This is a genomic window from Streptomyces roseolilacinus (genome assembly GCF_014649335.1).
In the GTDB taxonomy this organism is placed as follows: domain Bacteria; phylum Actinomycetota; class Actinomycetes; order Streptomycetales; family Streptomycetaceae; genus Streptomyces; species Streptomyces roseolilacinus.
Genome location: NZ_BMSV01000015.1, coordinates 88,717 through 98,943, shown reverse-complemented (window position 1 = coordinate 98,943; position 10,227 = coordinate 88,717). Strand labels below are relative to the sequence as shown.

Below are 10,227 nucleotides of genomic sequence, written 5' to 3'. Positions count from 1 at the left end.
GCCGACCCCTTCTCGTCGTACTTGCCGCGCACCACGTCGACGGCGAGCTTGAACTTGCGGACCTGGACGAGCCCGAACCAGGCCGAGAAGACCAGGCCGGCCACGACGAGCCAGGCGACGATGAGCGGGAGCTCCGTCCCCGCGACGGGGACGGAGTAGAAGACGACCTCACCGAGCCAGGCCGCTATGGGCTCGAAGAACCCACTGACGGCTTCGTCGATCGATGTGGTGATGGAATCCAGGGACATTCTGACTACCTCAGGATGCAGGGGACCTGCTGGGCGGCACGGCACAGCAGCAGAGGGGCACGAGGTCGAGCGGGCGCCGCCGTCCGGTCCGGCGGCCTACCACCCCGTCGGCCGCGGACCCTGACGACAGGGGTCGCACATGTCGTACGTGAGTGGCTGGATCGGTCCACCTCCCGCGGTCAACGGAGTGGGCCACCACGGGAGTTGCGAAGTTCTACCATGTGCTTGTCCGACTGGCGCGTGACCCGGGTCACACACTGGCGGCCCGAACCGGACAGGGGAAGAGAAGCGCAGGACCGTTGACGCGATCGTTATGTGGAAGCCCGCGTTCGACGACCGGACGGCGGCCCCGGCCGGAAACACCCGGCGGGAGACGGCCGTGGCCTGCGGTCCTCACCGCGCGTCAGAGCGACCCGGGGCCGGATCGCCACCGTGCCGGCGGTCCCTAGGCCATCAGCGTCTCGACGAGCGTCTCCTGGAGGGCGCCCAGCCACAGGTAGGCCATCACCATCGGCTTGCGCGGATCGGAGTCCGGCAGCCGGTACAGGTCGGCGTTCTCGTCCTCGTCGGTGACCTCCAGGCGGGCCCCGATGGTGAGGCGGAGGTCGTTGAGCGCGCCGAGCCAGCGGCGGCACTCCTCGGGCGAGAGCTCCAGGCGGCCGCCGCCGGACCCGTCGCCGGCGGAGGCCAGGGCGTCGAGGCTGCGGACGACGGCGAGGGCGTCCTCGCGCTTGCGGGTGCGCAGGTCGTTCTCGGTGAACCGGCGGAACTCGGCGGACGCCTCGCGCAGCCGCTCGTCGCCGTCCCCGTACGCGTCGGGGAAGAGGCGGGCCAGGGCCGGGTCGGACGGCTTCTCGCTGGGGCCCTCCTGGAAGAGCGCGGCGAGCGGGTCCTCGCCCTGGGCGGGCTCGTCACCGGGGCCGATCAGTTCCAGCATCTGGACGGCGAGCGAGCGCAGGATGGAGACCTCGACCTCGTCCAGCGGCACGGCCGCGCCGCCGTCGGGCAGCGCCTCGAAGTGGCCGCTCATCAGCCGCGGTCCTGGGAGAGGGTGGCCCACAGCCCGTACCCGTGCATCGCCTGCACGTCGCGCTCCATCTCCTCGCGGGTGCCGCTGGAGACCACGGCCCGGCCCTTGTGGTGCACGTCGAGCATCAGCTTGTGCGCCTTGTCCTTGGAGTAGCCGAAGTACGTCTGGAAGACGTACGTCACGTAGCTCATGAGGTTGACCGGGTCGTTGTGGACGATCGTCACCCACGGCACGTCGGGTTCGGTGACGGCGTGGCCCTCTTCCGCCGGGGCCGTGCGTTCGATCTCTACGGGAGCAACACTCACTCGGCCAATGCTGCCACTGCCCGTGCGCCACCGCACAAACGGACTCCTGCCTTCCGTTACGACGCCCGGTCCGGCCGCCGCCCGCGGGCCCCGGAAGGACCCCGGAGGGGCCCCCGGAACGTCCTCGAACGAGAAATCGTCACTCTGACGAGTATTCGGGGTACGATCCTGGCATGAACGCTGCGGACCTAGGGCTTCCGGTGGCTGTGCCGTCCACCGCGCTCTTCACCGACCAGTACGAGCTGACCATGCTCCAGGCGGCCCTGCGGGGCGGCACCGCCGACCGGCGCTCGGTCTTCGAGGTCTTCACCCGGCGCCTCCCCGAAGGCCGCCGGTACGGCGTCGTGGCCGGCACCGGCCGCGTCCTGGACGCCGTGGAGAACTTCCGCTTCGACGACGCCATGCTCGCCTTCCTGCGCGAACGGGGCATCGTCGACGAGCCGACGCTCGCCTGGCTCGCGGAGTACCGCTTCGGCGGCGACGTCTGGGGCTACCCCGAGGGCGAGGTGTACTTCCCCGGCTCGCCGATCCTCCGCGTCGAGGGCTCCTTCGCCGAATGCGTGCTGCTGGAGACGGTGATCCTCTCCATCCTCAACCACGACTCCGCCATCGCCGCCGCCGCGTCCCGGATGTCCGCCGCCGCCGGCGGGCGCGCACTGATCGAGATGGGCGCCCGGCGCACCCACGAACTGGCCGCGGTCGCCGCGTCGCGCGCCGCGTACGTGGGCGGCTTCGGCTCCACCTCCGACCTGGCCGCCGGATTCCGGTACGGCATCCCGACCGTCGGCACCTCCGCGCACGCCTTCACCCTGCTGCACGACACCGAGCGCGACGCGTTCCGGGTGCAGGTGGAGGCGCTGGGGCGGGGCACGACGCTGCTCGTCGACACGTACGACGTCGGCGAGGCCGTGCGCACCGCCGTGGAAGTGGCCGGACCGGGCCTCGGCGCCGTACGCATCGACTCCGGCGACCTGCTGCTGGTGGCGCACCGGGTGCGCCACCAGCTGGACGAGCTGGGAGCCCGCGACACGCGGATCGTCGTCACCTCCGACCTCGACGAGTACGCCATCGCCTCGCTGGCCGCCGCACCCGTGGACGCGTACGGCGTCGGCACCCAGCTGGTCACCGGCAGCGGACACCCGACCTGCTCGATGGTCTACAAACTGGTCGCCCGCGCCGACTCCGCGGACCCCGCCGCCCCCCTGCGGCCCGTCGCGAAGCGCTCCCTGGGCGGCAAGACGTCGCTGGGCGGCCGCAAGTGGGCGGCCCGGCGGCTGGACACCGAGGGGGTCGCCGAGGCGGAGGTCGTCGGCACCGGCCCGGTACCCGGGGAACTGGCCGGGCGGCAGCTCCAGCGCCTGCTGGTCAAGGCCGGGGAGGTCGTCGCCCGGGAGCCGCTGGAGGCGGCACGGGAACGGCACATCGCCGCCCGCGCGGGGCTGCCGCTGTCGGCCGTCCAGCTGTCACGCGGCGAGCCGGTGCTGCCCACCGAGTACGTGGAGGGGTGATCGCAGGGGGTGGGCGTGCAGGGGTCGGAGGCGGGCGAGCCGTCGGTTTGCCCGCCGGGCGTCCCGTCTCGGGGGCCGGGGTGTCCGGCCGTGGTAGACGTGTTCCCCCGCCCCGCGCCGGACGGCCCCCGTCCACCCCCTCCCCTCGGGGAGGGGAAGTCTCTAGGCTCGAATCATCCCCTCGCAGCGACCACCGACCGCCCCCCACCGTAAGGACACCCGCCATGCACCGCGCATTGATCGTCGTCGACGTTCAGAACGACTTCTGCGAGGGCGGCAGCCTCGCGGTGGCGGGGGGCGCGGACGTCGCCGCCGCCATCACGGACCTCGTCGGCCAGACCGCGGGGGTCGGCTACCGGCACGTCGTCGCGACCCGCGACCACCACGTCGACCCGGGCGACCACTTCGCCGAGCGCCCCGACTTCGTCCGCTCCTGGCCGGCGCACTGCGTGGCGGGCACCGAGGGCGTCGGGTTCCACCCGAACTTCGCGCCCGCCGTCGCCTCCGGCGCGATCGAGGCCGTGTTCGACAAGGGCGCGTACGCGGCCGCGTACAGCGGCTTCGAGGGCAGCGACGAGAACGGCGTCTCCCTCGCCGACTGGCTGCGGGCCCACGACGTGACGGAGGTCGACGTCGTGGGCATCGCGACCGACCACTGCGTGCGGGCCACCGCCCTGGACGCGGTCGCGGAGGGCTTCCGCACGCACGTGCTGCTCGACCTCACCGCGGGCGTCGCCGAGGGGACCACGCGCAGGGCCCTGGAGGAGCTCCGCGCGGCCGGGGTGGAGCTGAGCGGCAAGCCGGTCGTCTGACACGGCCGGGACCGCCGGACGGCTCGGGAGGCCGGGAGGCGCGTAGGGGTGTGGAGGGTTCTCCGGGGGGCCGGGAAGGCGCTCTAGGCGCGCTCGGGGGCGCTCAGGGGCCTCAGCAGGGCGCGTATCGGGCGCCACAGCTCCTGCTCGCGGCTCGGCGTCGTCCGCCACAGCAGCCCGTCCGGGTGGTGCAGCACGGCCGTGATCTCGTCGGGCGTCGGCGGGTGGGTGTTCCCCCGCAGGTAGGCGCGCAGGCCGAGGTTGCGCAGGCGGGTCAGCGCGCGCGGCCGGTTCACCGCGTGGACCAGGATGCGCACCTCGCCCTCGCCGCCCGGATTGGGCAGGCTCAGCGCGACCACCATCCTGCCGCCGGGCAACTTGCAGAAACCACCACCGGGCATGCCGAACGCTCCCCCGCCGAAAGGTGTGTCAATAGGAAATCGGTCAGCTGCACCTAAACACGATCGGCCGCCGCCCGCTAGGGGGCGACGGCCGATCACGCTGTGACCTGCGGTTCCTTAGATCACTTGGTCGACGGACCCACCTGGACGGTGATCGTCTGGCCGCTGCGCGGCTGGTCGACGATCGCGATCCGGGTGTTGGTGTCAGTTACCTTGACGCCGGCCCGCGGGTTGCTCTCGAACCAGTAGACGCCCTTGCGGTCGTCGAAGACCGGGTTGCCGGACAGGCCGCCGATCCCCTGCGGGACGTCCGCCTTGTGCAGCGTGATGCGGTCGGTGCGGAAGCGGCTGAACGGCGCGTCGTGGGACTGGACGCGGTTGCGCATCAGCGTGCCGTCGGCCCAGGTCAGCGGCTTGGCGTGGGCGTCGATGGGGAGGACGAGGCCCTCACCGGGGTGGACGGCCGTGTTGTTGTCCGCCTGCGAGGTGTCCCACTTCCAGACCAGCAGACCGGTCTGGTACGGGTAGTGCTCGACCCAGCTGGCCTTGTCGCCGCCGAACCCGAAGTTGTACGGGCCGACCTTCAGCGTCGCGTCGTAGGAGACGTACTGGCGGTTCTCCGCGATGTAGTACTGCGCGTACTCGTCGGTGATCGCCTCGCCGATGCGGGAGAAGCCCTTCGACGTCCAGCCGGCGGCCTCGGTCTCGGCGTCGTCCGCGAAGAGCGGGGCGCCGTCGGCCGTGACGACGATGTTGTCCGCCGCGAAGCCCTTCTGGGCCACGCCGCCGTCCGTCTGGTAGCGGAAGCGGACGTCGATCTTCTTGCCGGCGTACGCGTCGAGCGGGTACACGAGCTTCTTGAACGACTCGGAGACACCGGTCAGGCCGGTGGCGCCGCTGGCGTCCTTGGTGAGCGGCGTGCCGTTCGCGGTGCCGTCGAGGGCGGTCCACTGCGCGCCGCCGTCAGTGGAGACCTCGGCGTACAGGTAGTCGTACTCGGCCTCGATGTCCCACCAGCCGTCGAGCGACAGCTGGGCCGTGGACTTGCCCGTCAGGTCGACGGAGCGGGTGAGGGTGTTCTTGAGGTCGTCACCCATGTTGCTCCACCACTGGGTGGCGCCCTGGACCGGCTTGACGATCGGGTTGGTGACCTTCTTCTTCGGCAGCTCGACGATGAGCGCCTGCGGGTTCTTGGTGTTGTACTCCGCGACACCCAGCTTGTGCTTGGACTTCGTGGCGGCCTTGGCCTTCTCGTAGTCCAGCCAACCCAGCTGCAGCTTGTCCCAGGCCGTCATGTCGCCCGGCATGTCGCCGATGGAGTCCTTGCCGGTGCCCAGCCAGGAACCGGAGGACATCAGCGACCAGAAGCCCGTGGAGTTCTCGGCGCCCGCGCGGCCGGAGGTGTCGTACAGGTCCGGCAGGCCGAGGTCGTGGCCGTACTCGTGGGCGAAGACGCCGAGGCCGCCGTTCTCCGGCTGCATCGTGTAGTCGCCGACCCAGATGCCGGTGTCGCCGATCTGCGTGCCGCCGGCCTTGTTGCCGGCCGGGCCGGTCTTGCCGGCGTCGGTGCCGTACGCGTACCAGCGGTGGGCCCACAGGGCGTCGGTGCCCTCCGCACCGCCGCCCGCCGACTCGTCCTCGCCCGCGTGCACGAGCTGGAAGTGGTCGATGTAGCCGTCGGTCTCGTTGAAGTTGCCGTCGCCGTCGAAGTCGTAGCGGTCCCACTGGTCGTACTCGGCCAGCATCGCCTTGATCTCGGCGTCGGTCTTGCCCTTGGCCTTCTGGTCCGCGGTCCACGCGGTGACACCGTCGCGGACGGCGTCCCAGACGTTGGAGCAGTTGGTCTGGCCGCAGTAGTTGGAGCCGTAGCGGGCCTCGTTGTACTCGACCTTGACCCAGTCCGAGACCGTGCCGTCGACCGAGTAGCGGCCGGACGAGGTGCGCTCGTAGTAGGTCTTCAGCGAGTGCTTCTGCTTGCCCTGCTCGTCCTTGCCGGTACCGAAGTACAGGTCCTGGAAGTGCTCCCGGTCGTAGTCGGCCTGCCAGGCGGTCGAGTTGTCCTTCGACCGGTCCGGCTCGGCTATCCGGTTGTGCAGGGGGCCGGGCTTGCCGCCGAACTTGGGCTTCAGCTCGTCGGTGTCGTCGTCCTTGCGGTCGACGAGCGTCTCGTTGTCGACCTTGTCACCGAACTCGACGAGGATGGTGAAGATCTTGTCGGTCTTCTCCCGGCCGAGCTCGACGTACTTCTTGGCGTCGAGCTTGACGACCTGGGAGGCGCCGCGGCGCTCCACCTTGGACTCGCCGGCGAGGACCTGCTCCAGCGCCGCCTCGCGCTGCTTCTCCTGCTGCTCGGTGAACGGGCCCTCGAGGTCGTGGTCGACCCCTGCGGCCTTGTCGTGGGCGTGGCCGTGGTGGCCCGCGCCCGGCGCCGGATCGTGGCGCTCGATGCCCGTCTCCGGGCGGTTGTCGGCGTGGGCCGTGGTGAGGGCCCCGGCGGTCGCGGCGGTCGCGGCCAGGGCCACGAACACCGCGGACGTGCGGAACGCCCGTCGTCTGCTGGTCACTTGTATGTTTCCTCCCCTGCGAACCGCCAACGCGGATGGGGGGTCACGTGAATATCCGCGTGCGGTGTCGCGCCACAAGTGACGACATTCGACCGGACTTACGCGAAAAAAGACAGTCTTGACTTGCACAGGCCAAGTGCCCTATGTGAACACCCCGATCCGTATAACGGACGGGCAAATCCCTCCCCGCAGGGTGTGCGTGACCCCGTGCGCCCTTGACGCACCGGCACTGCGCGTGAGGCGGCGCTTACCGCCGGCTCCCTCCGGGCATCCAGCGTCGTAGGGTCGTCAGTCCGTACGACCGCGTCGCGAGAGACCCACCACGAGGACGGAAACCGTCATGCCGCGTCCGACCGCCGCACAGCTCGCCCTGGGCTCGGCCACCGTCGTCTGCTCGACCGTCGCCCTGCTCCTGCTGTCCGGCGCGACCACCGACGCCGGTATCGCGCTGGCCGCACTGGTCTCCCTGGTGCTCGGCCTCGGCGTGACGCTGGCCGCGGCGCGCGGCACCGGCGCGCACGCGGGCGCTCGGGGGAACACACCGTCGGACCACTCGCCGGGCCGGACCGCCCCGGGGGACGAGGAGGCCCCGATGAGCCGCTCGCGGAACTGAAGGGGCGCGCGACTGTCGGGGAGGGGGACGGTGCGCTCCTGTAGCGCTCGTGGAGCCGAAGGGGCACGCGGACGCGGATGTCGGGCCGATGGGGGCATGCTTCGTGCGGGGCCGCACCCGTGCCAGGGAGGGGGAGGGCGTCCCCCTGTACCGCTCGTGGAGCCGAAGGGGCGCGCGGACGTGGGTGTCGGGCCGACGGGGGCATGCTTCGTGCGGGGCCGCACCCGTGCCAGGGAGGGGGAGGGCGTCCCCCTGTACCGCTCGTGGAGCCGAAGGGGCGCGCGGGTGTCGAGGCGGTGATCGCGCGCAGCGCCCCGAGGTACGAGGGGCCGAGCACGTTCACCGCCTCGACACCCGCTCACAGCGCCCCGGAGGCGGAACGAGCCCAAAAAAGGAGAGCATCACGCCGCTGACACCACGACGGTTCTCGCCGCCTTGTCGTGGAGGCCCTGCCGGTACGGTTTGTCCACCAGGATCAGCACGAGCAGCAGCAGCGGCCACAGGCAGGCGCAGCAGATCAGCGTGGGCACCCACAGAACGAGTGCCCGCGTCAGTGCGGCGCTCGTCGGCGGGGTGCTCCCGTCGTTGAGCATCGCGACCCGCAGGCCGGTCATCCGTTTGCCGAGCGTCTGGCCGTTCCTCTTCGTCGTCATGAGGGTGTCGTAGACGACGTACGCCGCGATCGAGACGAGCTGGAACACCCACTGGCCGCCGCCGCCACCCGACGTCCACACGTCGCCGAGGTCGCCGGTCTCGTCGTTCACGCGGGAGTAGACGCCGAAGGGGATGCCGAGGAGCCCCAGGGGCACGGCGATGACGAGCCAGTCGACGACGCGCGCGAGGACCCGCTTGCCGGTGTCGGCGAGCGGCGGCATCCCGCCGAGCGGGTCGGTCCCGCCGTACGGGCCGCCCCCGTAGGGACCGCCACCGTACGGGCCGCCGCCGTAGGGCCCCCCGCCGTACGGGCCGCCGCCGGGAGGCCCCCCGCCGGGGGGTCCGCCGTAGGGGCCGCCGCCGTAGGGGCCCTCCCCGCCGGGCGGCGGAGGGGGCGGGGCGCCGCCCTCCGGGGGCTGGGGCGGCTCCTGCGGGCGCTTGCGGAACGGATCGTCCTCGGGAGGCGGGCCGGGCGTCGGCGGTTCGTTGCTCATGGGGGCAGTGCATCCCGCCCCGCCGACGCCCGCATCCGGTCATGTGCCGTTCGGGGGACGGCGTCAGCGGCCCGCCACGAACGTGCCGGCCGCCTTGTCCTGCCAGCACTGCCGCCACGGCCGGTCGAACAGGCACCACAGCACGTTGAGCACGCCGATCCCGGTCAGGCCCAGCACCCCGTACACCAGCCAGCGGCGCAGTGCCTGCCCGAACGTCGGCGGCTCGTGCGACTCGATGCCCCGGACCTCCGTCCCGCACAGCTTCTTGCCGAGCGTCCGGCCCCACTTGGCGGTCGGCAGCGCCTCGTACAGCACGCCGAGCACCAGCAGGATGCCGAGCGCGATCCCGAACTGGACGGAGGTGGTGCCGTCCACGAGCCACACGGTGACCGTCTCGCCGGACCGTTCCGCCTGTTCGATCTTGCCGCGGATGTGGTCGACGGCGTTCAGCACGAACGGCGTGCCCGCCGCCCCGGCGAGCGCGCCGAGCACGAGGCTGTCGACGAGGCGGGCGGCGAACCTCCGGCCGAGCCCGGCCGGCCGCGCGGCGGCCCGCTCCTGGGCGGCCCGCAGGAACGGGTCGCTGACCGGCAGCTTCCACGGGACGACGGGTTGCTGGGCGGCGTCCGCCCCCGGCAGGGCGGGGCCGGGCTGCGCCTGCGGCGGCACGGGGGCGGGCTGCGGCTGGGCCAGTTGGTGGACCTGCTGCGCCCAGGAGGCGGCGGCGCCTCCCGGGCCGGTGGTGACGGGGGCCGCGGGGGCGGCCGCCTGCGGGGGGACCTGGTACGCGGGGGACGGCTGCGGCTGGACGGGCGCGTGCGGTTGCGGCTGGGCGGCCGGGGCCGGGGCGTGCACCTGGGGGCCCTGGCCCTGTGTCTGCGGGCCCTGGGAGTGGGCGCCCTGGGAGTGCGGGTCCTGTGTCTGCGGGCCCTGGGGCTGGGACTGCGGGCCGTGCGGGGCCGGGACGTCCGGTGTGCGGGGCGCTTCCCGCCGGGGTGCCCGCATGGTCATCGTGCCCTCGGGGTTGGGCCGCGCCTCCGGTTCGGGCTCCACCCGCCGTGCCCCGGGCAGCGCGCCGCCCGCCGGGTCGGCGGCGGCCGGCACCCGGGGGTCCGGCCGGCCGGCCGCGCCCCACGCGACGTCCCGCCCGCCGTCGAGGCCGTGCTGGCGGGAGAGGTCGGCCTGCCACGCGGACGCCGGCTCGGGACCCGCCTCCCGCTCCGGCTCGGGGCCGGGGCCGGACTCGGACGCCATGCCGGGGTCCTCGTCCAGGAAGACCGGTCCGGTCTCCTCGACGGCCGGGACCACCGCGGGCGCCGACGCCTGGGCCGGGACCCGGGAGGGCGCGCCGGAGGCGGGCGGCGCCGGGACGGCCTCGCCCTCCCCGGGCGCCGGGCGGCTCGTACCGGGCACCCAGGCGGCACCGTTCCAGTACCGGATGTAGCCGGGAATGGAGGGGTCCGGGTAGTACCCGGCTTCGGGGCTGCCGTCGCCGGTTGCCGGGGTTGGGGCGCTCATCACCGTGGTCCCGTATCTCCTCGAGGGCCTCAATTCAAGGCACCACATCTATCAGACCGCCGGACGCCCCCGGGCCGCTC

General features: G+C 72.6%; 9 protein-coding genes and 1 pseudogene. 3 read left to right on the top strand and 7 right to left on the bottom strand.

Going from position 1 to position 10,227, the window contains the following annotated elements:
• The 3 genes and pseudogenes from IE106_RS28020 to clpS all read right to left on the bottom strand — a co-directional run.
• A pseudogene (locus IE106_RS28020) lies at positions 1 to 248 on the bottom strand (D-alanine glycine permease); the annotation flags it as partial.
• 445 nt (positions 249 to 693) lie between these two features.
• Positions 694 to 1,278 carry a DUF2017 domain-containing protein gene (locus tag IE106_RS28015; protein ID WP_189538025.1) on the bottom strand — a complete coding sequence of 195 codons (585 nt, stop codon included), beginning with the start codon at positions 1,276 to 1,278 and terminating at the stop codon, positions 694 to 696.
• Positions 1,278 to 1,583, bottom strand: coding sequence for an ATP-dependent Clp protease adapter ClpS (gene clpS, locus IE106_RS28010; RefSeq protein ID WP_373295998.1), 306 nt, complete (start codon positions 1,581 to 1,583; stop codon positions 1,278 to 1,280). The genes IE106_RS28015 and clpS overlap by 1 nt, the downstream gene beginning before the upstream one ends.
• A 173-nt stretch (positions 1,584 to 1,756) precedes the next feature.
• Between clpS and IE106_RS28005 the strand changes: the two genes are divergently transcribed.
• Both IE106_RS28005 and IE106_RS28000 read left to right on the top strand, forming a co-directional pair.
• Entirely contained in the window at positions 1,757 to 3,091 is a 1,335-nt protein-coding gene (locus IE106_RS28005) for a nicotinate phosphoribosyltransferase (RefSeq protein ID WP_189538024.1), read from the top strand.
• A 224-nt stretch (positions 3,092 to 3,315) separates the two neighbouring features.
• Positions 3,316 to 3,903 (top strand): isochorismatase family protein, encoded by a 588-nt coding sequence (locus IE106_RS28000; RefSeq protein ID WP_189538023.1) that lies wholly within the window; start codon positions 3,316 to 3,318, stop codon positions 3,901 to 3,903.
• A gap of 83 nt (positions 3,904 to 3,986) precedes the next feature.
• On the opposite strand, the gene IE106_RS27995 is transcribed toward IE106_RS28000, so the two are convergent.
• Positions 3,987 to 4,304 (bottom strand): hypothetical protein, encoded by a 318-nt coding sequence (locus tag IE106_RS27995; protein ID WP_189538022.1) that lies wholly within the window; start codon positions 4,302 to 4,304, stop codon positions 3,987 to 3,989.
• A 122-nt stretch (positions 4,305 to 4,426) separates the two neighbouring features.
• Positions 4,427 to 6,868 (bottom strand): immune inhibitor A domain-containing protein, encoded by a 2,442-nt coding sequence (locus IE106_RS27990; RefSeq protein ID WP_189538021.1) that lies wholly within the window; start codon positions 6,866 to 6,868, stop codon positions 4,427 to 4,429.
• 340 nt (positions 6,869 to 7,208) lie between these two features.
• On the opposite strand from IE106_RS27990, the gene IE106_RS27985 reads away from it, so the two are divergent.
• Positions 7,209 to 7,481, top strand: a complete 273-nt coding sequence (locus tag IE106_RS27985; RefSeq protein ID WP_189538020.1) for a hypothetical protein — start codon at positions 7,209 to 7,211, stop codon at positions 7,479 to 7,481.
• Between the two features lie 401 nt (positions 7,482 to 7,882).
• Here IE106_RS27985 and IE106_RS27980 read toward each other — a convergent pair whose 3' ends face one another.
• Both IE106_RS27980 and IE106_RS27975 read right to left on the bottom strand, forming a co-directional pair.
• On the bottom strand, positions 7,883 to 8,629 hold the full coding sequence (locus tag IE106_RS27980) for an RDD family protein (RefSeq protein WP_189538019.1): 747 nt from the start codon (positions 8,627 to 8,629) through the stop codon (positions 7,883 to 7,885).
• 63 nt (positions 8,630 to 8,692) lie between these two features.
• Positions 8,693 to 10,147: an RDD family protein gene (locus tag IE106_RS27975; RefSeq protein WP_189538018.1), complete on the bottom strand. Its 1,455-nt coding sequence runs from the start codon at positions 10,145 to 10,147 to the stop codon at positions 8,693 to 8,695.
• Positions 10,148 to 10,227 lie beyond the last annotated feature (80 nt).

Coding starts and splice junctions, on each gene's coding strand:
- IE106_RS28015 (WP_189538025.1), bottom strand. CDS start 1,278: ATGAGCGGCCACTTCGAGGCGCTGCCCGACGGCGGCGCGGCCGTGCCG.
- IE106_RS28005 (WP_189538024.1), top strand. CDS start 1,757: ATGAACGCTGCGGACCTAGGGCTTCCGGTGGCTGTGCCGTCCACCGCG.
- IE106_RS28000 (WP_189538023.1), top strand. CDS start 3,316: ATGCACCGCGCATTGATCGTCGTCGACGTTCAGAACGACTTCTGCGAG.
- IE106_RS27995 (WP_189538022.1), bottom strand. CDS start 4,304: ATGCCCGGTGGTGGTTTCTGCAAGTTGCCCGGCGGCAGGATGGTGGTC.
- IE106_RS27985 (WP_189538020.1), top strand. CDS start 7,209: ATGCCGCGTCCGACCGCCGCACAGCTCGCCCTGGGCTCGGCCACCGTC.
- IE106_RS27980 (WP_189538019.1), bottom strand. CDS start 8,629: ATGAGCAACGAACCGCCGACGCCCGGCCCGCCTCCCGAGGACGATCCG.
- IE106_RS27975 (WP_189538018.1), bottom strand. CDS start 10,147: ATGAGCGCCCCAACCCCGGCAACCGGCGACGGCAGCCCCGAAGCCGGG.